The 23239-nt window shown below is 47.3% G+C and carries 21 protein-coding genes and 1 tRNA gene; 8 read left to right on the forward strand and 14 right to left on the reverse strand.

Features of this window, described 5'->3' with window-relative positions; all coding sequences use genetic code 11:
• Both DZK30_RS22150 and DZK30_RS22155 read right to left on the reverse strand, forming a co-directional pair.
• Nucleotides 1–4601 (reverse strand): non-ribosomal peptide synthetase (locus DZK30_RS22150; RefSeq protein ID WP_162903335.1); only part of this gene is annotated, 4601 nt, incomplete at its 3' end.
• A 219-nt stretch (nucleotides 4602–4820) separates the two neighbouring features.
• A complete protein-coding gene (locus DZK30_RS22155) occupies nucleotides 4821–5492 on the reverse strand; it encodes a 4'-phosphopantetheinyl transferase family protein (protein ID WP_118976383.1) in 672 nt (223 codons plus the stop codon).
• 418 nt (nucleotides 5493–5910) lie between these two features.
• Between DZK30_RS22155 and DZK30_RS22160 the strand changes: the two genes are divergently transcribed.
• Nucleotides 5911–6528, forward strand: coding sequence for a hypothetical protein (locus DZK30_RS22160; RefSeq protein WP_118976546.1), 618 nt, complete (start codon nucleotides 5911–5913; stop codon nucleotides 6526–6528).
• A gap of 118 nt (nucleotides 6529–6646) precedes the next feature.
• On the opposite strand, the gene DZK30_RS22165 is transcribed toward DZK30_RS22160, so the two are convergent.
• A complete protein-coding gene (locus DZK30_RS22165) occupies nucleotides 6647–7147 on the reverse strand; it encodes a hypothetical protein (RefSeq protein ID WP_118976384.1) in 501 nt (166 codons plus the stop codon).
• Between the two features lie 1345 nt (nucleotides 7148–8492).
• On the opposite strand from DZK30_RS22165, the gene DZK30_RS26645 reads away from it, so the two are divergent.
• Complete coding sequence (locus DZK30_RS26645) at nucleotides 8493–8729, forward strand: class I lanthipeptide (RefSeq protein ID WP_205529535.1); 237 nt, start codon at nucleotides 8493–8495, stop codon at nucleotides 8727–8729.
• Here DZK30_RS26645 and DZK30_RS26055 read toward each other — a convergent pair whose 3' ends face one another.
• A complete protein-coding gene (locus DZK30_RS26055; protein WP_162903336.1) occupies nucleotides 8730–8873 on the reverse strand; it encodes a hypothetical protein in 144 nt (47 codons plus the stop codon).
• 632 nt (nucleotides 8874–9505) lie between these two features.
• Between DZK30_RS26055 and DZK30_RS22170 the strand changes: the two genes are divergently transcribed.
• From DZK30_RS22170 to DZK30_RS22180, 3 genes are read left to right on the forward strand one after another with little or no spacing between them, the layout of a single operon-like run.
• A complete protein-coding gene (locus tag DZK30_RS22170; RefSeq protein ID WP_118976385.1) occupies nucleotides 9506–10504 on the forward strand; it encodes a pentapeptide repeat-containing protein in 999 nt (332 codons plus the stop codon).
• A 13-nt stretch (nucleotides 10505–10517) separates the two neighbouring features.
• Nucleotides 10518–11273, forward strand: a complete 756-nt coding sequence (locus DZK30_RS22175) for an ABC transporter ATP-binding protein (RefSeq protein ID WP_118976386.1) — start codon at nucleotides 10518–10520, stop codon at nucleotides 11271–11273.
• Nucleotides 11274–11310: 37 nt separating this feature from the next.
• Nucleotides 11311–12045 carry an ABC transporter permease gene (locus tag DZK30_RS22180; protein ID WP_317125503.1) on the forward strand — a complete coding sequence of 245 codons (735 nt, stop codon included), beginning with the start codon at nucleotides 11311–11313 and terminating at the stop codon, nucleotides 12043–12045.
• On the opposite strand, the gene DZK30_RS26525 is transcribed toward DZK30_RS22180, so the two are convergent.
• Together DZK30_RS26525 and DZK30_RS26060 are read right to left on the reverse strand one after the other, a co-directional pair.
• Nucleotides 12027–12221, reverse strand: coding sequence for a GDCCVxC domain-containing (seleno)protein (locus DZK30_RS26525; protein ID WP_449452180.1), 195 nt, complete (start codon nucleotides 12219–12221; stop codon nucleotides 12027–12029). The genes DZK30_RS22180 and DZK30_RS26525 overlap by 19 nt on opposite strands.
• 512 nt (nucleotides 12222–12733) lie before the next feature.
• A complete protein-coding gene (locus DZK30_RS26060; RefSeq protein WP_162903337.1) occupies nucleotides 12734–12961 on the reverse strand; it encodes a class I lanthipeptide in 228 nt (75 codons plus the stop codon).
• Between the two features lie 390 nt (nucleotides 12962–13351).
• Here DZK30_RS26060 and DZK30_RS26065 point away from each other — a divergent pair, with 390 nt between their 5' ends.
• Nucleotides 13352–13585 (forward strand): class I lanthipeptide, encoded by a 234-nt coding sequence (locus tag DZK30_RS26065; protein WP_162903338.1) that lies wholly within the window; start codon nucleotides 13352–13354, stop codon nucleotides 13583–13585.
• 723 nt (nucleotides 13586–14308) lie between these two features.
• Here DZK30_RS26065 and DZK30_RS22195 read toward each other — a convergent pair.
• Nucleotides 14309–14381 (reverse strand) — tRNA-Lys (locus tag DZK30_RS22195).
• Between the two features lie 143 nt (nucleotides 14382–14524).
• Between DZK30_RS22195 and DZK30_RS22200 the strand changes: the two genes are divergently transcribed.
• Complete coding sequence (locus DZK30_RS22200; protein WP_118976390.1) at nucleotides 14525–15166, forward strand: MBL fold metallo-hydrolase; 642 nt, start codon at nucleotides 14525–14527, stop codon at nucleotides 15164–15166.
• On the opposite strand, the gene DZK30_RS22205 is transcribed toward DZK30_RS22200, so the two are convergent.
• The 7 genes from DZK30_RS22205 to DZK30_RS22235 all read right to left on the reverse strand — a co-directional run bounded on the left by DZK30_RS22205 (nucleotide 15163) and on the right by DZK30_RS22235 (nucleotide 21853).
• A complete protein-coding gene (locus DZK30_RS22205; RefSeq protein WP_240432975.1) occupies nucleotides 15163–16983 on the reverse strand; it encodes a sodium:solute symporter in 1821 nt (606 codons plus the stop codon). The genes DZK30_RS22200 and DZK30_RS22205 overlap by 4 nt on opposite strands.
• 65 nt (nucleotides 16984–17048) lie before the next feature.
• Nucleotides 17049–17813, reverse strand: coding sequence for a fatty acid desaturase (locus tag DZK30_RS22210; RefSeq protein ID WP_162903339.1), 765 nt, complete (start codon nucleotides 17811–17813; stop codon nucleotides 17049–17051).
• Nucleotides 17814–17837: 24 nt separating this feature from the next.
• The gene (locus tag DZK30_RS22215) at nucleotides 17838–18512 is read right to left on the reverse strand and encodes a DUF4166 domain-containing protein (protein WP_118976392.1); all 675 of its coding nucleotides are present in this window, start codon (nucleotides 18510–18512) and stop codon (nucleotides 17838–17840) included.
• On the reverse strand, nucleotides 18499–19425 hold the full coding sequence (locus tag DZK30_RS22220; RefSeq protein WP_205529536.1) for a DoxX-like family protein: 927 nt from the start codon (nucleotides 19423–19425) through the stop codon (nucleotides 18499–18501). Before DZK30_RS22220 ends, DZK30_RS22215 begins: the two co-directional genes overlap by 14 nt.
• 61 nt (nucleotides 19426–19486) lie before the next feature.
• Nucleotides 19487–19906 carry a VOC family protein gene (locus DZK30_RS22225; protein ID WP_118976394.1) on the reverse strand — a complete coding sequence of 140 codons (420 nt, stop codon included), beginning with the start codon at nucleotides 19904–19906 and terminating at the stop codon, nucleotides 19487–19489.
• Between the two features lie 29 nt (nucleotides 19907–19935).
• Nucleotides 19936–20289 carry an ArsR/SmtB family transcription factor gene (locus tag DZK30_RS22230; protein WP_118976548.1) on the reverse strand — a complete coding sequence of 118 codons (354 nt, stop codon included), beginning with the start codon at nucleotides 20287–20289 and terminating at the stop codon, nucleotides 19936–19938.
• 94 nt (nucleotides 20290–20383) lie between these two features.
• Nucleotides 20384–21853, reverse strand: a complete 1470-nt coding sequence (locus DZK30_RS22235; RefSeq protein ID WP_118976395.1) for a rhomboid family intramembrane serine protease — start codon at nucleotides 21851–21853, stop codon at nucleotides 20384–20386.
• A 121-nt stretch (nucleotides 21854–21974) separates the two neighbouring features.
• Here DZK30_RS22235 and DZK30_RS22240 point away from each other — a divergent pair, with 121 nt between their 5' ends.
• Nucleotides 21975–22883, forward strand: a complete 909-nt coding sequence (locus DZK30_RS22240) for a DNA-3-methyladenine glycosylase family protein (protein WP_118976396.1) — start codon at nucleotides 21975–21977, stop codon at nucleotides 22881–22883.
• Nucleotides 22884–23239: the final 356 nt, after the last annotated feature.

Raw genomic sequence — 23239 nt, forward strand, 5'->3', positions numbered from 1 at the left:
TTGCGCACACCCGGTACCGCCGCTTGTACTGCAGCAGCAATAGCATTGGCCCTTTCATTCAATACCGAATAGGATATCTCCGTACCTTGCCACACCAGGGCAATATGATCCGGTACCAAAGTCACCTGCCGCTCAAACAACAGGTGCAGGCAGGTATCGGGGTATTGCACGGCAACGTCCTCTGCCAGCAAGCGTTTTTCTTCTTCAGCAGACAATATCCTGATCTCGCCTAAGGACCGGTCCAGGTTAAGCCGGGTATCTTCTAAAAGCTGTACATAATGCTCCAGCAGCGCCGTCACCGTACCCTCGGTAAAAAGATCCGTACTGTATTCCAGCTTCAGCTCGATACCCTTGGCAGACTTTACCCCTTCCAGCAGGAGATCGAATTTGCTGGTATCATAAATGCTTTTTACGGGTTCCAGCAAAGCATCCCCCAAAGCGAGCTCCGTATTGTCCTCATGCACGAAAGAGAACATGATATCGAAAAGCGGGTTACGGCCCATATCCCTTTTCAGGTCCAATTGTTCGATCAGCAGCTCGAAAGGATACTCCTGGTTCTTTAATGCATCGACACTAGCCTGCTTTACCTCCGCCAGGAATGCGCGGAACGTTTTCTGTCCCGTAGGATAAGAGCGCAGCGCCAGTGTATTGATAAAAACACCCAGCACCTTATCCAGTTCGGCCCGGGTGCGGCCCGCCACAGGGCTGCCCACCACAATATCCTCGTTGCCCGAATACTTGTACAACAATACCTTGAACGTAGCCAGCAGCAATTGATTGAGCGTATAGCCCATTTGGTTGGCCGTTGTTTCCAGCTCGAGGCAAAGCGCCTGCGGCAATTGGACCCGCTTGCGTTTGCCCTTAAACGTCTTTTGTGCCGGCCTGGGCAGGTCTGTCTGCAGGTTCAGCACCGGTACCTCATCGGCAAACTGCCGTAGCCAGTAAGCCTCCTGCTCTTTGAGCGCACCGGAAGCCAGGAAGTCGTTTTGCCAGGCCGCAAAATCCTTATACTGCAAAGCAAGCGGTTCCAGGCTCTGACCGTGATACAACCGCATCAGCTCCTCCATAAACAAAACAGCCGACACTCCATCTGATATGATATGATGCATATCGAAGAGCAGGAGCTGCTGCTCCTGTTCGAGGTGGCAAAGCTGTACCCGGAGCAGGGGAGGGGTAGCCAGGTCGAAGGTGCGGATAAAGGAGCCGATCAATTGGTCTTTATCCTTGACAGACCCTTCTACGATAGCAATATGGAAAGGCAGCGTCTCTTTAACGATCTGGACCGGCACCCCATCGTGCATCTCGAAGGCAGTCCTGAGTATCTCATGTCTGTCGATCAGGGTCTGGAAGCAATGTTCCAGTCGTTGATGATCGATGGGACCCTTTATCCAAAAGGCCCTGGGTATATTGTAGCTGTTGTCGGCGCCATCGATCTGGTGCAACAGATACAGCCGCTTCTGGGAGGAAGAAAGGGGGTAAGCATCGCGCTTTTCAACTTTTACCAATTCGGCTAGGGTTGCTGTCTGTTTGCCGTTCATCAGGGCGGCAACATCTTTTAATACTGCCGCGTGGAATACGTCGCTGAATAAAAGCTGGATGCCGGTTTGCTGATGCAGCCTGTTGATAAACTGTCCTACCTTTAAGCTATGGCCACCGATCTGAAAGAAGTTGTCGGTGACGCTTACTTTTTCCATGCCCAGCAACTGTTGCCAGATACCGGCCACTATTTTTTCCTGTTCCGTTTCCGGCGCAGCATATGTTTTGCCAGGCTGCAGCGCTGCTGCAGCCAATAGTGCTCTTTTATCCACCTTCCCGTTCATGGTCAGGGGAATACGATCCAGGAGGAAAATCCTGTCGGGGATCATAAAATGAGGCAGGCCTTTCCTTAAAAAGGCGAACAGCGTTTCTACCGTAACCTCACCCCGGGGCACGACAAAAGCGTACAAACTTTTTTCTCCCGCCGCCGGTTCGGCAATCACTACAGCTACGTTTTGCACCGCAGCATGCAAGGCTAAGATGACTTCGATCTCACCCAGTTCGATCCGGTGACCTCTTATTTTTACCTGGTCATCCGACCGGCCCAGGTACTCGATCCGTCCATCGGAAAGCCGGCGGCCCACATCGCCACTGCGATACATCAGTTTACCTGGCTCGAAAGGCGATGGAATAAATTTTTCAGCAGTTAATGCCGGATTGTTCAAATAACCTTTGGCCAATCCTATGCCGGAAATAAAGAGTTCGCCAGGAACGCCATAAGGGAGCAGCTCTTTGTTTTGATCCAATATAAAGACCTGCATGCCGCCAATGGGTTTACCAAGCGGTACATTTCTGCTGATATTTTGCTGCTCTTTAAAAATGGTAGTACATACCGTACATTCCGTAGGGCCGTAAGCATTGTAGTAATCCTGGTCGTCCCGCAAACCCAGCTCCAGCCTGGAAATAGCGGGTTCACCTGCAGTCATCAGCATCCTTGCTTTGGCCAGGCTGGCTTTATCAAGGTTGCGCAGGTAAGAAGGTGGTAAGATGAGGGCTGCAATATCTTTTTCGTCGATAAACGTGGCAAAGCTATTGAAGTCCGCTATCGTATCTTTAGAAACAGGGAATAGGGTAGCGCCGGAGAACAAGGCCATGAATATTTCCAGCACACTGGCATCAAAGGATAAGGAAGCAAACTGCAGGCAATTTTCGGAAGGCTTCAATTGCATATCCCGCAGGTATTCCATTACGATATTCACAGCAGCACGATGCCGGATCAGCGCGCCTTTGGGCTTGCCGGTAGAGCCGCTGGTATAAATAACATAGCTGGTATCATCCGGTTCGTTGACGGGCACAGGGTCTCCGTTTTGCTCCTGAAGATAGGCCTCATGATCCATGAACAATCTTTCGCCTTTAAAGGCGGGGATGTCCAGGTCGCTCGACGTGATGACAAGGCTGGCACCGGAATCTTCCAGCATGAACTCTTTTCTTTCCTCAGGGTAAGCCGGGTCTATGGGCAGGTAAGCCGCACCCGATTTAAGAATGCCCAGGATAACAATGATCGCCGTATGCGATTTGGGAAGGGAGTAAGCAATGATCGCTCCGGGCCGTACCAGATAATGATTCCTGAGGTAATGGGCCAGGGCATTGGATTGTGCATTCAGCGCCGTATAGCTGAGCTGGTGCGTTTCGAATGCTACCGCGATGTTGCCGGGATATAGCTGTACCGCTTGTTCAAAGGCCGCTACCAGTGTGTCTGGGTCGGTCGTCGCCGCAGGGTTGGCACGTAACAGCAGGGCTTTCGCCGCTTCCGTGATCAACGGCGCCCGGTCGATTGTTTGCTCCGGCGTCCGGATCAGCGTTTGGAATAAAAGCGGGAATTGTTCCATGAACCGGTCCATGTAGTATTCATCCCAGTGGCCCAGGTTGAAGTCAAAATCCACTTTTACCGTTTCGCCCGGATGACCGCCCCGTACGAAAATAGATAAAGGCTCCTTCTCACCTTCACGGGCTATGGAAGCCGTTTCGGTTTCGAACCCGTTGATGGGTGTATTATAATTCTGCTTTTCGAAGGAAAGCGTAATGTCGTACAGGGAAGGGAGCTCGGGTGCCTTCGCTTTCACCATCCGCACGATTTCATCCAGGGGAAACCGTTGGTGTTGCATATCTTCCCTGAAAGTGTCCCTGATGAACCTTACCAGAGTTTCGAAAGAGACCGGCGCCTTATACTGCAGGCGCACCGGCAGTACGGCTACGAAAAGACCCACTGTATTTTTAAACGAATCGTCGGGTCTGTTCAATACCGGAACACCGATCACCAGGTCGTCCGTCTGGTTGATGCGCGAAAAATAGGTGTAGAGGACGCCCAGGAAAACATGAAAAACCGTAACCTCCTGCGCTGCAGCAAAGGCCTGTATCTGCTGGTAAAAAGCATCTTCCAGGAACAGGCGCTTACGCATGCTCCGGGCAAGGGACAAATCCTTTTTATCCTCCTTTATGCCTACGGTAACGGGTTTGGGAATGGTGGCAAACCTGTTTTGCCAATAAGCGGCATCATCTGCAAAGGAAGATGTGTTTTGATACCGTAAATTCTCTGCTACATAAGCGGCATAAGGGAACAGGGTTTCCGTGGTTACGGTTGTTCCCTGCAACAGCCCGTCATAGATATGCGCCAGCCTTTTGATCATTACGGCATTGCTCCAGGCATCCGAAATGGTATGGTGCAGGTTCAGGTACCAGAAGTATTCGTGGCCCGATTTTTTCAGCAGGGCAAAGGAATACAGTTCATGCGCTGCATATCGTAAAGGCTGCGCCGATTGCGTCTTCATCCAGGACATACAGGCCTCTTCGCTATCTGCGTGGCGGGAAAAATCAATGATGTTTAACGGAGGCTCACCGGAAGGATCAAAAGGTTTGAATACTTGTTGGGGTACGCCATCAATCTCGTGAAACTGTGCACGTAATACGTCGCTTTGCGCAATAAGGATACCAATAGCTTTTCCAAATGCTGCAGGGTCGATAGAACCTTTGATACGAGTATAGGCGGGAACATTATACAAGGAAGCATTGGGAAATAACTTTTGATCAAACCAAATTGCTCTTTGATTTGAAGTTAGGGGTAACATACGATGTCAATCGTTTAAGTGTTTGGTGGGTGTAAATTTGAAGAAAATTTTCCAGATCAAATTTGAATTTGTCTGTTACTCTTTTAAAATCGCAGGATTTTAAAGATAATTTAGGACTACACTTGTTTTTCTTTGTAGAATGCGCAAGTTGCCGTATTCCTCAATAAATAAGGCATTTACATAATTGTATTTTAGTTGTTACTAAAATAATATATTTTTTTACGAGAAAAATGATCCGGGGATTTGCTCCTCCGGAATGAGTTTTATTTTCCGGACAGGCTCATGCATCCTGGTTCCCGCCAGCGTACAGCAATATTGGGGATCGATATCGATTTCCGTTACAAAAAAAGATTCCTGCCGGAAGGTAACAACACCTTCATCAATCTGTTTAAAGCCGGACATATCACTCACGATTCCACTGCCTCTTGCCTTTAAAATGGCCTCTTTTTTGGTCCAGGTTTTGAAGAATGTTAAGTTTTTTTGTGGTGATTTTATGATATGCGAAAATTCATCTTCAGAAAGCGTTCCGGTAAAATCATCCAGCTGAACGTTTTCAACTTTTTCGATATCCAAACCGATCTCCTGCTGCTCCGATACGGCACATACAACATAGTCTCCGGAATGACTGATGTTAAAGGATATACCTGTGCCTTCCAGCAAGGGCTTCCCATATTGCGAATAAGTCAACCGGGAGAGGATCTCTTTATCGTTTTCCTGGCCGCCAAGCAGCTGATAAAGCAAAAATTTGCCCAGGAGTGAAGCCTGCCGGTCATGCCAGCGATACAATTTTTCAATCCTGCGCTTTTCTTCTTCAGCTAATATGGAATACAAAAAAAATATCGCTTGCTCGGACAATAAATGAATGTTCTCTGTGTAGCCTAATTGGATCATGCGTTAGTTATGTGTTACTGTGGTTTGGTTGTTTACGGTATTATTGAGCTAAAACCGGCGCAAAATGAATCACGCATTTTACTAATGGCAATAGATAGTCATAAGACATCGGCTTAATTTTAGATCAGTTTGCATTACTTTAGCTGACTATGCCAGTATAGGAAACAAAACATCCGCCGGTCCTTGACTTATTGGTGATGAACAGACAGAGAAAGTGAACGGCAATATTACTAACACTTGTGAAAATACAAATTACTAAAGGATGCGTTCTTGATTAAGAAATTTCACAAACCCCGGTGAACAGGTGTCGTAAAATTGTGTTGATCGGGTTGTAAAACTTATTTGCGTAATTCATCGCCTCCCCTGGCTCAATTGCTTGATAGGCCGTTCGGCATATCATTCGCTAAAAACATATCCGATGTTACAAAACCGTGTCACACCATTTGGGGAAATCATCAAAACAGCAGCCCGTGGCAGTTGGATGGGAAACCGTGGTCAGCTCCACAAGGATGATCAACAGATCGTTCGCCCGTTTAAGCTCAAGGCCTGGTTAACCTGCTTGCTGGCGTTTAACGGGCGGCAACGGCAGGTAATGGCCCCGCATCGGTATACAGAGCTTTTCTTCCGGGATGAGGCTACCGCCTTTGCCTCCGGCCACCGGCCCTGTTTTGAATGTCGCCGGCAGGATTATCAGCGTTTCAAAGCTCTCTGGCTGAAGGGTAATCCCGGGTATGGCTTTATGGATAATGTCTCCATTCAGAAGATAGATGAGATTCTGCACCGGGAAAGGATTGATCCAAACGGGAAAAAGATCGTTTATGAAGATGTACTGGATACCTTGCCCGACGGATGTTTTATTGCCATTGACCAGGACGCATATGTGCTGTATCAGGGTGTCCTGCATTTATGGACACCTGAAGGTTACACGAAAAATATCATTCTCCCTCCCGGAAAAACGGTAACAGTACTCACGCCCAGGTCTATTGTAAATACCTTCATAGCGGGATACTTGCCCGAAGTGGGTCCTTTTATATAGTGATCACGAGGTCGTAAATGAGGCATTGGGAAAAGCGGTATCGTCTACGTGCACCACTGCGCATCGTATATCGTAAAATATGCCCTGTTGCTATGGCTGAAGAAAAATCCTGCGACGATTAGTGCTGCTTAAAAGCAAAAAGTGTTTTGTCAATCAAACTTTCTATTTCGAGGAAAGAATTGGCCAGATTTAAGATCTGAAATTGAAAATGATCGATCTCGATACCAAGCCAGCCTTGCATTAAGGTAAGCGGACCAAAGGATACACTAACGTTTGGCCATTGTTCTTGATATTCTTTAAAGCCTGCCCGGAAGACAGCCGCAAACTTGTTGCTTTGTATCGTATAGCCCGGTAATTTTCTAAGCTTTAAGGCATGGACATTATAAAGCAATTTGTTCTTATCAATTGACTCCTGATTGACCCAAATGGAGAAAAAAATCCGGGATTCTGCTGTCAATGGGTCTTGATGTGGAGACGACCAAGACCGCTTATAGAGTTTCAAAAAAACAGAATTTAAAACAACACCGACCGCCACATCAATATTTTTTTTGATCAGGACTTTTTCATCAAGCTGACGGGATGCATCCTGGAATATTTCGAGGTAACTGTTGAAATCCATAGCGGCGCTTTTTTCTATTTCATTTGTTGTTATCGCAAAGGTCTACCTTCTTTACTTCATTAAGGTCATTTTTTCTTTAACCGATTTATGTTTACGTTTTAAGACAAATGGTGAGGCGAATAGCCGCTCGAACCTAGAACCCTACCTGCACAAGCCATAGGGCTAATCGAGGACACCAAAACAAATCAATCTGGTACCCTTTTCGCTTGTTTTGCTCCTACGGAGCAATTATAGGGTCGTTTGTTTTTCTGCTACAGACATTTTGCTCCCACGGAGCAATTAAAGGGTTATTTGTTTATTTGTCTACAGACATTTTGCTCCTACGGAGCAATTGCAGGGTTGTTTGTTCTTTGGGTACAGACATTTTGCTCCTACGGAGCAATTATAGGGTCGTTTGTTTTTCTGCTACAGACATTTTGCTCCTACGGAGCAATTAAGAAGGTTATTTGTTTATTTGTCTACAGACATTTTGCTCCTACGGAGCAATTGCAGGGTTGTTTTTTCAGCAATAAACCTTAGTTCCCTGCAAACAATCTCACTAATAGCGGTATGGTTGCGTCCCAATAGCATTCGGGTGCCGCCATGCCACCCTTATATGCAGGCACGACACACTTCTGGTGTGGCCGACACTATGCCAGGCCTCAATGTTCCTTATAGAACACTTTTTAGCGTGATCCGAAACGTTTACATAATCGTTCCTTCCCCCTAACTTTTTCGCTTGTTCCATTTTTTGCAGGAAACGTCCGTTTTGAATTGTTTTAAGCGTTTTTAAACAAAAAAGCCACTCTAGTGAGTGGCTTTCAGTGAACCCTCTTGGTGCAAAAGTCGAACTTTTTGATTGCTGATTTGAATAGAATGTCGGCACTCATAAAATAAAATTTCTCATGTCAAACCAAGAGGAAAGATTGCTTTTTAGAATCTAGCCAATCACGAATTGGCTTGGTGTATGCATTCCAAAAAGAAAGTGTTGATAAGAGGCTTACGATTTCTTTGTAATCATTTTTTGAATATCCTAATCGCTCTATGATATCATCTATGAAATGATGTGAGTTAGGAACCGCATTAATATCTTGCGCAGCTTCAATAATTTCATTCCAAGCTCCATTTTGAGTAGGTTGCAGAACTATAATAATAGAGTGAAAGTAGCTCTCTACCTATCGTTGCAACCTTGTTGTGTATCTTGGAGACCACCTATCTGGATGATATGAAAAATGCGATTGAGGATGAGATTGATGAGAAATTTCGATAGTTAGCCAACATAAAATCACCTTGTATACAAATATTCACTGCATTTTTTTTGCTGTGACTCGAACTATGTTTGTAGTTCATAAAAAAATGAAGTCATATGAAAAAGAGGCATTTGAGTCTTGATCGTAAGCTTGTCTTGCAGAAAAAATGGATTGGCAACTTAATGGCAGCAGAAACAGGAGCCGTTTTAGGCGGAGCTACCTTTGCGGGAGATACCAGTCCTTGCGGCCCATGTCCTGGCCCAACCATTAATTGCCCGACTGTACGTAATTGCCCTCCGAACACAAGCCCTACAGTAGGTAACCCATGTTGTTCCATCAGCGGGGAACCATAACTACAAAATAATTGCATCCAAAAAAGCCACCGTTGCAACGGCGGCTTTTTTGTTTTTGATCGCTGTCTTTAACCCAATTTTTACCGCTACTACGTCAACAGAATAGTCTATAATTTTGGACATCGCCGTTATGATTGCACCCATAAACAATTTCTTGGTTTATAAAACCATATATAAAATTTGCTACGTACACCAAGGTAAGATTGTTAAAGCAAGAAATTGATTACTAAGTGAGGATTTAGACGCTTCAGACTATAGATTAATTAAGAGTGAAAGTGAGCAGAAGATTAATAAGCTCGAAGTTAAACTGACTGCTTCAATTAGTGCTCAAAATGATGTTTCGTCACTTTGGGATAAAGCGGTTTTTACCATCTCAAAGCTTGATGTTTTATATGAAGAGGGGAACCGTCGAGCAAAAAAGGAAAATAATAAGTTCGATGTTTCCTGAAAATCTCATTTATGACGGATACAAACATCGAACCCCAAGAGTGAACGAAGCAATTAAAATTATGTCGCTGATAAGAACTTTTATAAAGCAAACGTACAAAGTATCTATTTGAATTGCAAATTCGGTTTACGGCCCGGCCGGTCTTGTAGCTTCGGGTACCACTACAGCCTCATCTGTTGCGACAGGGCAATAATCGCAACTATAGGTTGTCATCAAACAACTAAAAATAGCGCCAATACAACTATAAGGATGCAGGCTTTTGCTGATTCCGGCTTGAGGGCACAATATCTTTGCTGTATCGAAAGAGTCAAATAAAATATAGCAGTTTATGGATATTAAAATGTTAGGTGGTAAGATCACCAAAGCCCGAAAAGAAAAGAACATGTCTCAGTCGCAACTTGCCCAACTGCTCTTTATCAGTCCACAGGCGGTTGGCAAATGGGAACGTGGAGAATCCATCCCGGATATCGTTACCATCAATCAGCTAGCTGAAATTTTTGATGTTGACCTCAATTATTTCTCAGAAAATTTCCGGTCCGCAGCGTCTGAAACCTCGTCCAAGGGCATAGATAACAGTTACGACGATACAGAGCAGGCCGAACAGGAGGCCACGCGCCCGCCCGGCGAACGGGAGATGCTGATCAACTTCAGTGGGAGTAGTCTTTCAGAGAGTGATTTCGTGGGTGTTACTGCACGCAAACGAAAATTTAACGGAAGCGCGTTACAAGGCTCCGACTTTGCGGGCGCAGATCTAACCGGTAGTTCATTTATCGGCAGCGATATACGCGGAGCAAATTTTGGTGGAACAAATCTGACGAGCAGTTCATTTATGGGGAGTGATATACGCGACGCCAATTTTGACGGAACGAACCTAACAGACTGTACCCTTTCTGCCAATGACCTTACAGAGGCGTGCTTCAACAAGACCATTCTCTTACGGACCGTATTCAGTACCTCAGGATTGACCGGGGCTAGATTTGTCGATACAGAACTGATCGACGTCAAACTGACCAAGACCGATCTTACAAAAACGGTCTTTGAAAACTGCACTTTCAAGGGAGTTGACTTCAAGTACTCCGATATGCGGGGCGTATGTCTTGACGGACAGGCCTTTATTGGCGTCAAGTTCGATAAGACGGCGCTGAATGAAGCCACGTTCAATGGTTCAACACTCCGCAATGTATCCTTTCGTCCAACATTTGCCCTGACCAATAAATACTACCGGGCCATTAAAACCATTTGTTTTGACGGCGCCATGATGGATAAACTGACCTACGCCGAACTCAAGGGCATGGGCGCCGAATTGTCAAAAGTTACCTTTCTATAAACAACAAAAGCATATGCAAAACGCAATTCAAGTGAAAGGACTTCAAAAGTCCTATAAGGATCTTCATGTCCTGAAAGGTGTGGACCTCAAGGTGGAAAAGGGTAGCATATTTGCCTTGCTTGGCTCCAATGGTTCGGGTAAGACAACGATTGTTAGGATCCTCACCACTCTGCTTAAACAAGATAGTGGAACGGCCACTGTGAACGGTTTTGACGTACTGTCAAAACCCGGGAATGTGCGGCAATCGATCAGCCTCACCGGGCAGTTTGCCGCCGTAGATGAGATCCTGACCGGAAGGGAAAACCTGATTATGATCGCCCGGCTGTGGCACCTTAAAAACCCCAGCCAGGTCGCAGACCATCTGTTGAATCGCTTTGGTTTGACCGATGCTGCCAAACGTAAGGCTTCTACTTACTCGGGTGGAATGCGCCGCCGGCTTGATATTGCCATGAGCCTTGTCGGGTCTTCACCGCTTATTTTCCTCGATGAGCCGACTACCGGTCTTGACCCCGAGGCGCGCATCGAAGTTTGGAAGATCATTAAGGAGCTTGCGGCAGGTGGCACGACAGTATTCCTGACCACTCAGTATCTCGAGGAAGCCGAGCAACTCGCCGACAGAATTGCTATTCTTCACGAAGGCAGGATCATTGTCAGCGGCACCCTCGCGGAACTGAAGAGTCTTTTCCCACCTGCAACCGTTGAGTATATAGAAAAGCAGCCAACACTAGAGGAAATATTTCTTACAATCATCAACAAAAAAAAGCAATAATTAAATGGAAACGACAAACAACTATTTCTTTAGAGATATGAGCGTCATGCTCGGACGTTCGATGCGCCACGTGTTTCGCAGTATGGATACCATCATTACGGTTACCATCATGCCCATAGCCATGATGCTGCTATTCGTCTACGTGTTGGGCGGAGCTATTCAGACCGGCACAGATAACTATGTAAATTACCTATTGCCCGGCATACTGCTCATAGCGATTGCCAACAGTGTGGGCTATGTATCCTATCGCCTGTTCCTGGATAAGCAAAGGGGTATATTTGAACGTTTTAATTCTATGCCCATTGCCCGTTCGACCGCCCTGTGGGGGCATGTGCTCACCTCGATGTTATCCAATATGATTTCACTTTTTGTGATCATCCTGGTAGCCCTTATTATGGGCTTTCGCTCACCCGCCGGAATACTCTCCTGGCTGGCTGTGGCTGGTATACTATCACTGTTTACACTGACCTTGACATGGATCGCAGCAATTGCCGGATTGTCAGCCAAGTCGGTGGATGGTGCGGCAGCGATTGCTTACCCGCTTCACTTCCTGCCCTTAATCAGTTCTGCTTTTGTGCCAACCAAGACCATGTCTGCAGGCGTTCGTGCCTTTGCCGAAAACCAGCCAGTTACTTCGATAGTGGAATCCATTCGCGCATTATTATCAAATCATCCGATAGGTAATTCGCTATGGATCGCGCTTGCCTGGTGTATCGGAATTATAATCGTGGCCCATATTCTGGCGATGAGGGCTTACAGAAAAAGGGGATAAATTGCACTGGGAAGTAACAGCGAATTCGCTACCCGCAGCAATGATACTCCTTGTTGAATAGGAGGGCATTTAATCGTACCATAGCTCCAAAATACACAGAAATCCCCCGCCAACGGTTTTAAGCGTGTCTTACATGATTCGCACTCGTAAAAGTATAGACAGGAATCAGTGGACATTTTTTCTTCTTTCCGGAAGCCACATTGCGGACAGGTAAGGAGTGAATTTATTCAGAAAAATAAGGCAGGTAGTTAATCTGATTTTTAACCGTTTTTTGAAAAATAATTTGGTAAATGTTTGCAAAAAGAAGTACGTGTTATTTGTAATTTAGAAATATTAAAGCACGTATTTTATGGAAAGAGAAATGAGTATTCCGGAATACCGTGTAAGGTTACCGGACATTGAAATTGCGAGATTGTTGGGGATCAGTATTACTGATTATGTGAATCTAAGTCATAGACCTCTAGAAGCTTTTACAGATACGCAAGGGAACGTAATAGAATTTTATATTCATGTTAGTAGTAACAATGACCCAAGGCTGTTAAGTAAACTGAACCTCGATAAGAGTAATTTCGTAAGATTTAAGCCGGAAGAAGTTTATTCGCGGTATGTTTGACTTAAATCAAAATTATTTAAAAACAAAGACTATCTGATCAGGTAGTCTTTGTTTTTGTGAAATACCGATTCAAGATTAAGAACAATCACAAATGGTACGGTAAGAATCGCAAATCGCGTTGTGGCATTGAGTAATAATAAACGACGCACATTTAGTTACTGTCGGACAATTAATTACTGTTGGAACGATACAAGGACCAGTAGCACCACCTACTATTGCCGCCCCCTGATTTTCGTTAAGTTTTGCAATTGTTTCTTTACTGAGGAACAGCTTTTTGCTGAGTTGCATTTTTTTCTTTTTCATGCTGAATGAGTTTTGAGTAAAATTACATGGAAATAAAAAGCAATGTATCCGTAGAAAGACTGATTTATTTTAAGTGACTATCCGGATATAGGAAACAAAGCCGGTCCTTGAGCTCGTCGAAAGGACAAAGATGATGCTTCGACAAGCTCAGCAGCCGTTAATTGGAGGCGAATTGTATCCTGTTTCCTATATCCGGATAGTCAGATTATTTTAATCAAATAGTGTCCCTAAAGCCTCCCGTTTCTTAGTGGAAAAATCAACCTGTCTCATGCCTATCACTAGTATTAGGGATTTTTTGGTTCTTGAATATCAATACTTTTACGATACTGAAAGCGTCCGATGTACATGGACCAAAATCAGTATTTCATCGTAAACTAAAAACGTAAAAACATGAAAAAGAAAATCGTAGGCTCGAAATTATCATTGAAGAAAAAAATTATTGCTCCGTTATCTATAGAAGGGGGTAATCAAATTGTTGGTGGAGGGCCAAGTCAGGTGAGTTGTGGCGGGACTTGTAATAAAATGTGTCCGACACCTCCCACTAGAGTTATAACCGAATGCGGCGGATGCCCAGTAACAATTCAAGTTGGATGCACTACCGTGCCCGGTACTGAAGCGTGCTAGCCATCTTATAAGTACCGAGTTGATTATGTTGTACAAAGCCACTCCTTTAGAGTGGCTTTTCTAATTCAAATACATTTGACCCTTTACTTTGGAGAAATTTGTATTTTGTAGTACCAAACACTCTATCTATGAAGATAAAAGAAGCAGTCATTATAATTGAACGGTAAATTAACAAGCTTCATAATTCTGATGCGCTAAAAAATGGTCTTTGGAAATTACAAACTCTATCAAGCCTAAAGACCATTTTCGGAGAAAATTCTGATGAATGTAACCGTTTTTCAAATTTTCGTATCGACGATGAATCTTTATAACTTATTGTAAAAGATGTAGATGAAAGAGAAGCCAGAGACAAATTAACTATTGAAGCTTTCTTGAAAAACTGTATTGAGACAGTAACGGATAAAGGTGTTTATAAACCAATAACAGGTTCTAATTGGCTTAGTAGATTGGCCGAAAAATCACTTACAGGAGAGCTTTTCATTAACCTTCATAACACAATTTTTAGGTGGACGAATGATCGCTCGAACCTAAAACCCTACCTACACAAACCTTCGGGTCAATCGAGGGTACCAAAATAAACAAATAAGTTTGGTACCCTTATGGGTAGCCTTTTCGCTTGTTTTGCTTTGTATCTGATTGTTATGACTTTTTTTAAAAAACGCTGATTTTGAATTATTTTAAGCGTTTTTAAACAAAAAAGCCACTCTATTGAGTGGCTTTCAGTGATTCCGCTGGGACTCGAACCCAGGGCCCATACATTAAAAGTGTATTGCTCTACCAACTGAGCTACGAAATCAACCGCTACTCGTTCGTTGAACGGAGTGCAAAAGTAAAGGCTCTTTTATTATTTTCCAAATCCACGTATAGAAAATCCGGAAAAAAATTTAGTCTTATTTTCGCCATCCATTTCATTCACCTTTAGAAAACCGCATCCCGCTTATGCTCCAGGTCGCTTCCTTCACCTTCAATCCTTTCCAGGAAAATTCTTATGTGTTGTTCAATGAGCAGAAAGATTGCTGGATCATCGATCCCGGCATGTACGGCGCCGACGAAGAACGCGTCCTGTTCACTTTTATTGAGCAACATGGCCTTCAGCCAAAGCAAATCCTCAATACCCATGCCCATATCGATCATGTGCTGGGCATCGATGCCTTAAAGAGCAAATACAATATCCCCTTCGGTATGCATACGCTCGAACAGCCCGTGCTGGCCAATGTGAGGGGTTCGGCCACTATGTTCGGCTTCCACCTGCCGGTACTTCCCGTTGCTGACTTTTTTATCTCTGAGCAAGAAAAGATAAACCTGGGCGAAGATGAGCTCGAGATACGCCTGGCGCCGGGACACTCGCCCGGAAGCATCGTTTTCTACAATGCCGAAGGTGGCTGGGTTATTGGCGGCGATGTACTGTTCAACGGCAGTGTAGGCCGCTCCGATCTGCCCGGCGGCAACCACGAGACTTTAATGAAAAGCATCAAAGAACAGCTTTATACTTTACCCGACGATACGATCGTGTATAGTGGCCATGGTCCCGAAACCAGCATTGGCAAGGAAAAAGCAAGCAATCCTTTTGTAAGGGGTTAAGAGATTCCCGTAGCTTTATTTTTGCGGTCCAGCAAAGCCTGCAACGGCAACGACAGCAACATCACCAGCACTGCGCCAATGACGTTAAGCCATAAGAATGCGACCAGCTTGAAGATATAGATGAGCAATACCAGTATTTCGGCGCCGAGCGAAGCATAGAATACGGCCTGTCCCTTTACCCGCTTGAGAAAGAAAGCTGTGAGGAAAATGCCCAGTATCGCTCCGTAGAAAAGGCTGCCCAGTTCGTTTACGGCTTCGATCAGCGAACCCATGCGTGTGGCAAACATTGCCACGGCGATGCTGAACACACCCCAGATCAGCGTATACAGCCGCCCGTAGCGTACCTGGTCTTTACCGTTCAGCGGTTCCTTACAGAATACCTGGTGGAAATCGACCAGGGTAGAGGAGGCCAGCGAATTAATGGCGGCCGAAATAGAGCCCCAGCTGGCCAGTAAGATCACGGCAAATAACAGCCCCACCATTCCGGCCGGCAGGTAGTGGCGTACAAAATGCAGGAAGATATAATTGCTGTCGTTCTCCGGCTCAGCGATGGCCGCCTGATGCCTTTTGATCAGCTTGCTCAGGGTATCTCTTTGCTGCTCGATCCGGTGTTGACCCTCTTTGAGCCGTTGCAGCAGTTGCTGCTCTTCCCCTGTCTTTGCCGGTGAGGACGATTGCCGCAGCGCGATCAGCTTCAGCGCCGTTTGCTGGTTGCTTTTTGCAGTTTGCTGATTTTCGATATACAAAGGCTGGTAAGCTTCGGGGGCAATGGTTGCTACTTTCTGCGCAGCAGATTCATTAAAGAACAGTGGCGCTTTATAGATCGTATAGAACGAAAAAAGCAAGGCGCCGGTCAGCAGGATAAGGAACTGCATCGGGATCTTGACCATACCATTGAGCAGCAGACCCAGCCGGCTTTCACGCATGTCTTTGGCCGTAAGGTAGCGTCCTACCTGGCTCTGATCTGTACCAAAATAAGAAAGGGCAAGAAAGAAGCCGCCTATCAGGCCCGACCACAGGTTATACTTGTCGTTCAGGTTGAAGGTCGTGGTGATCACATTCAGCTTTCCCGATTTACCGGCCAGGTATAAGGCATCGCTGAAGCGTATATTGTCGGGCAGGGAAGCCACAACCAGGTAGCCGGCCACAGCCATCGATAGCAGGATGATGCCGAACTGTATCTTTTGCGTGTGGGCTATGGCCTTGGCGCCGCCGGTATAGGTATAGATGATGAGCAAACCGCCCACCAGCAAATTGGTGAGATAAATATTCCAATGAAAGATCGTGGATAAAATGATAGCAGGCGCATAGACGCTGATACCGGTAGATACGCCCCTGGAAAAGAGGAACAGCACACCAGTAAACAGGCGGGTCTGCCGGTTAAAGCGTTTATCCAGGTATTCGTAAGCTGTAAATACATTGAGTCGTTGGAATATGGGCACGAAAACCATACTGATGACGATCATAGCCAGGGGAAGACCGAAATAATACTGCACAAAGCGCATACCATCGGTATAGGCCTGGCCCGGGCCCGATAAGAAGGTGATGGCGCTGGCCTGTGTGGCCATAATACCCAGGAGCACCACATGCCAGGGCATTTGCCGCCCGGCCCGCAGGTAAGTATCGGAACTGCTGTGCCCGCGGCCCTTCCATACCCCGAATACAATGATCAGCAACAAGGTGCCGAGCATGATAACCCAGTCGAGACTACTCATGACCAGGCCAGTGTAAACCAGGTGAACAATAAGATCAGCACCAGCAGCCACAACAGCACGGCCCAATACCAGCGTCGCCAGTAAGATTGACTCATCCTGCAAGATTAAAGCAAATCCCCTTGAATTCCAATTCTACGATGTTGCCGTTTTGTAAAAGCGGTCCCGGCTTAGTGATGATGATGCTCTTCTTCATCCAGCCCCGGGTGCAGCTTTGCGGCTTCGGGCAATAGTGCGGTCGGCACTTTTGGAAAAGTATGATGCAAATGATGGAAAGCAAAAGAAGAGACAATAGGGGTCCAGATACGGGCCATGCGCACGCCTGCCATACGGGCCGGATGACGTGCGGCCATCTTGTGCGGGATATAGGATGCCCATAGCGGCATGAGGCAACTGAGCACAAATGCCACGGCCCAATATACCAGACCAGCCAGCGAGCCTGTAAATACATATAACAGGATAAACCCCGCCAGCAGCAACAAGGTGGCTGCCGATTCCTGTAGCTGTATCCTGCGGGTATGCGGCGCCATTTTCAGCGAGGCGATCCGCAATGCGAAAATATGATAAGGTCCGTTGAGGAATACCTGCTTCAGGGTCCAGCGGGCCGGCGCACCTTCAGGATCGTTATCGCTGAGACATTGACCGTGATGCCTCAGGTGTGTGATCTTGAGGGCATGGCCGCTTTTGAGCAGTAGTAGGCCGCTTAGGCTGAGCAAAAGATCATTGGTGCCTTTGGAGACGCCGAGCGCATTGTGTATGGTGTCGTGCATCTGCACAAAGCCCGCCAGGCAGGTTACCAGGGCTACCGGGATAGCCAGCCACCAGATCCCGAACGCTGCGCACAGAATATAGATGCCCAGCAATAGCCAGGGCCTCATGATCTCGATCCGCCTTTGCAGCGGACTCAGCTGGAATGCAGGTGATGATTTACCCATGATCATTCAAAGTTACACATTCTGTTATTGCCGCACCTCTTCCCTTACAGGCCGGGCGTCGGCAGGAATACCATTTACCAAAGGCTTGAATTCGGCTTTAAAATACCCTTTATAGCCAAAGAGCGTACCAAATGTCTTGTTACGGACGGTCACTTGTATATTGAAGCGGTCCTGTATTTCATCGTAAGATTCCCGAACCTCCGCATTGCCCGTGAACAATCCGGGATAACGGAATGCGATGCGCCCTTCATAGAACCGCTGATTGCCCGAGCGTATGGTGATACTATTGTCTTCATTTACCCTTATGTCTATATCCACAGCCAGGTGCTGCCTGCTGCCCAGGTAATCGACGATACGGTGCTCGGCCTCATTATAGATCATAGTGGCATCAAAGCGTCGTACTTTTTTTCCGAAGTGGAATTTACGGTTCCAACTCACCGTGTCGCGGCCGAAGGTATCTCTATAGCCATAGTTCTCGATCGTGAAGGGTATATTGGCGCCGGTTTCGGGAAACATGATATTGCGGAAAGTGCCCAGGTAAAGAAAAGGCAGCGTATACCAGCCGGCATTACGCACATGTTCCATAACGCCTGTGCCCAGCATATACACAGGCTGCTCGCTGCTGACACCGAAACGTTGCTGCATCATCGGATGCAGGCGGTCAAAATCTTTGCCCAGGTATTGCTTATAGATCGACATGCTTTTTCTTTTGGGGTTGACGGAGACAACGCCCGGCATCGGGCAGGAACGGCCTCATGGCCAGCACCATAAGCGATAAGGCGAGTACGCCGATGCTTGTTGTCGCCGGGTTAAATGGTGCCTTATATATGGCTGCTTTGGCAACGAATGCCGTGCAGCCCAGCGCCAGCAGGCTCGCTATGTTGAGGTAATGCAGGAAACGGTTGCGACCCAGGAACAGGAAGGCCAGGCCGAACAGGATCTCGCCGATACCAACGGCAATTACCGCAGTGGTCTCCATACCGCCGAACAGGCCCGATGCCTTCATCATTGCCAGCTCGCCGGTCTCCATATACAGGAGCTTGGGTACGATGCCGTGGTATAGCCAGGTGAGGGCAATGGTTACATTGGCCAGGGCAAACAATAAGTATAAGGTGCGGGATACACGGGGCGCGATGTCCCGGTCAAGCCATAGCCGTAGTGAATCGAAGCTCCAGGCTGTGGCCCAGCCGATAAGCGGCCGGAACAGCAACCGGTCGATCCATTGCCCAGGGGCGCCATGACGGGTCTCATAATCGTACCAGGTAAGAAAGGTAATGCCTTTGCTATGTGGGATATATTTCCAGTACCCGGAACCGGTACGGATCAAAGATATCTTTTCATCGGACCAGAATTTCAGCGCGGAAGTGCTTTCGCCGCTCTCTTTGCTATGGCTGCCGCTGGTCATCCCTTTTCCCGATACCTTAATGCCAAAGCCGATCTTCGTTTCATAAAGAAAATGTTGCGGCTCGTCGGCGCTGGTACGGGGCAGGTATTCGATGCGGGTAAAACGCAGATCCCAGCGCGAATGGATCTCTGGCGTTTGCGTATAGTGCCAGAGCCGTTCCAGGCTGGTCTCCATTTCGATTTCTACGTAAATGGGCTTTCTTTTCAAGGACAGGATCGCGCCGGGCTAATGTGCCGGCGCCTGCTACAAATTTACGCAAAATACGGGATCAGCCCGCCTGCATATCCTGCCATACCTGCTCGTTAAAAACGCATTCCCACTGGTGCCCGTCGGGATCGCGGAAATAGCCGGCGTAGCCCCATCCATAGGTCGAAGCAGGGCCGGCAATTGTTCCCCCCGCTGTATGTGCGATTTCGAGCAGATGATCCACGGCGGCTTCATTTTCCAGGAAAAGGCTCATGATACATTCGGAAGTACCCGGCGCAGCATTCGTCTGTCCCGTGATGGCTTCATAGCTGTCGAAATCGCTGCGGGTGGCCAGCACCAGGCTCAAATGTTTATCGATGCTGAACAATACCAGGTCATCGGAAACTTCAGCGGCCTTTTCGTCAAAGATCATTTCATAAAAGTGCTGCGCGCGGTCCAGGGCATCTACCGCGATCGTAATGCAATTGAGTCTGGCTTTCATAGCTATTGGCTTTAGCAATTAAATATCTTTTATTCCTCCGCTTGTTTGCGCCAGTTTTTCTTTGGGCTTGCCGCCGTCTCATCCTGTTCCAGGAAGCGGCCCAGGGCATCGAGCTTCGACGACCAGAAGGCATGATAGCGACCCACCCAGTCGGAGACCTCGCCCAGCTGGCGAAAATCTGCGGTACAGTACCGTTCGCGCCCCTGCTGCCGGATTACGATCAGGCCGCATTCCGTCAGTATCTTCACATGCTTCGATACCGCCGGCCGGCTGATATCAAAATGATCGGCTACCTCGTTCAGCGTAAGACTTTGCCGCGCCAGCAGGTCTATGATCGCCCGCCGGTTGGGATCGGCGATCGCCTGAAATACATCTCTTCTCATAAAAGCAAAGATACGTAAATCATGTAACCGTTTGGCTACAAATGTAAACACCGGTACATAATTGTCTGGAAAAGACAGGACGGAGCAAATGTCCTTACTCTTCTTGAAGCCCTTCGAGAAGCACTTTGATCTTCCGGTCGCAAGCGGTCATCGCGCTGTCGTATCGTCCGGTGTTTTCCTTAATGGCCTTATACAGCAGCTCACTGTACTGCAGGCGTAGCGCACAGTAATCCGATATCTTGGCCGTTCGCTCTTGTAATACTCCGGGTAGGTGGAGTTGCTTCAGCTCCGTCATCAGCGCCTGGCTTTTCCTCCAGTTGTCGATCCCTTTGCGCTGTACGATGTGTAGCATCGAGTCTGATGAGATATCTTCCGGCATCTGGTAAATGCTCAATGCTTCCTTCTCCAGGCCTGCAAAAATTTCGATCTTGGCATCGTATTGCCCGATATCATTGGGCAGCTTGTGGTACACAAAAGCCGAAGCACCGACTATGAGCACTGCCGGCAGGATCAGGGACAAATAGCCTCGTGTGGAAGGAGCCGGTTGGCGCAGCGCAGGATACAGCAGGTAGCCTGCCACAATACCACTGATGAGTCCGCCGATGTGGGCGGCATTATCGATATTGCCTTTAAGCCCGTAAAAAAGATTGTACAGCACAAATACCAGGATGCTGGCCAGGAGTGGCTTACGGGCCTCCTTTGCAACCAGGTTGGTGGTCAGCATAGCCAGGAAAACGCCGTAAAGACCAAATATAGCGCCTGAAGCGCCGGCACTGACAGTGAGATCGTGCCACCACAGACTGGCGACACTGGCGGCCAGCCCCGTGAGCAGGTATACTGCCAGAAACTTCACTTTGCCCAGGTAAGGCTCCAGCAGCAAGCCGATATACACCAGAGCATACATATTGAGCAGCAGGTGCATGATGCCGATATGCAAAAAACAATTGGTAAGCAGGCGCCACCACTGGCCTTCAAGCGTCATCGGCTTGAAATTGGCGCCCCAGCGTAACAGAATGTCATTATCAGGGTTAATGATATTCATGCCGCAGCAGGCCATGATAACAAAGATCAGGATATTAAGATCGGCCAATAAAGGGGTAACGAAATAATCCTTACGTGGGATGAAAAAGCTGAGAAAAGCGTTCCAGTTCTCCTTAGCGGTAGGCGGCGGCAATAACAAAATATCCTCTTCCGGTGGTGGGAATGCGGTTGCGTAGCTAATGTATTTTTCATCCAGCTCGGTATCGGAATACTGATGCTCCAGTTGCCCAAAAGCTTCCAGGTAACGGCGCACCGTTCTTTTATTCCTGCCGACATCGAAAAACTCGCTGTTGGAAGAAGCGCTCGTCAACACAGCAGCATCGTCTCCGATCACCAGTTTCACATCGGCATTCCAGCCAAATGAACCATTACGGGTGCTGCCCATAAAGCCCGAAGCACTGATATGATCGACAGACCAGTCCATATGCTGCGCCGCCTCCAGGGCCAGCACCAGGAAATGTTCCCGGCTTAAGCCGGATAAGGGTATATTCTCCACATGCTTGGGTGTCCAACCAAATGCCATAAATTATTTTTTCTATTGGTGAAAGGATGACAGGCGTTCCTTATGCCTGCAATGCAATACTAAGGATTAAAGCGCAAGTTTCCGGTTGTTCCCGCCTCGACATATCACTAAATTTGCGGCCATGAGCGCCCGAAATACTTTTGATATCCCTATACCGGCCTTATTCAACTTCGCGGAATGCTGCTGGTTTCTTGACCGTGGTTACGACGATTGCCTGCACCAGGTAAGGGACGGAGCCCTGATCAAGGCATTGGCTGTCGAAGGAAAGCCGCTGCTATTGCGGATCACGGGCGCAGATGCCAGCCTGGAGGTCACGGTGCTTAAAGGAAAGCTTACCACTAAGACACAGAACACGGTCGAACGGTATGTGCGGGAATGGTTCGACCTGGACCGCGATCTGCAACCATTTTATACCTTATTGGATACAGAAAAAAAGCTGGCTTATATGTCCCATCGGTATTCAGGATTGCGACTCATGGGGATTCCCGATCTCTTTGAAGCGCTTTGCTGGAGCATCATTGGCCAGCAGATCAATCTTAGCTTCGCCTACAGGCTCAAACGCAGGCTCACAGAACGATACGGGACCAGCATCGACTACGAAGGACAATCCTATTTTATTTTCCCGGGCCCCGAAGCGTTGACGCAGGCGCCAGTGGAAGCGCTCAAAGAGATGCAGTTTTCCGGTATGAAGGCACGGTACCTGACGGAGCTCGCTGCCGTATTTGCTTCCGGCGCCATGAGCCGTACCTTGCTGGAACAATTGCCTTCTTTTGCCACACAGCAGCAGGCGCTCATGGCCTTACGTGGTATTGGCGTGTGGACAGCCAATTATGCGCTGATGAAATCGCTCCGTGCCGGGGAGGCCATTCCCTACGGCGATGTGGGCTTGCTGCAGGCCCTTGTCGGGCATCAGCTGATCAGCGACCGTAAAGATCAGGTTGGTATCGATCGCCTGTTCGGCGCCTTCAGTGGCTGGGAGAGCTACCTGGTATTTTATCTTTGGCGCAGCATGGCGGAGCCGGCTAAATGATGGAGCAATAGTTGGCAATATGCAGTAGGCAATGTAGAAATACTAGCACCAAAAGTCAAATTCCAATAGACAATTAGCAGCACGGTAGACTGGAAATTCCAAATCCCAATACGCAATACCCATTACTCAATCCTCAATAAAATAGTTGGCAATAAGCAAAGTCAAGATCCAATGTTTAAATTCCAATAGGCAATGGATAGGTGGCAATCGGCAGGGTGGCAAACTGGAAGTTGCAAAATCCCAATACCCATTACTCACTACTCAATACTTATATCTAATGAAATAGTTGGCAATAGGCAATGCGAAAGTATCAAATACTTGATACCTGATACTTGATACCTGATACTTGATACCTA

The sequence above is a fragment of the Taibaiella koreensis genome, from assembly GCF_003545715.1.
In the GTDB taxonomy this organism is placed as follows: domain Bacteria; phylum Bacteroidota; class Bacteroidia; order Chitinophagales; family Chitinophagaceae; genus Taibaiella; species Taibaiella koreensis.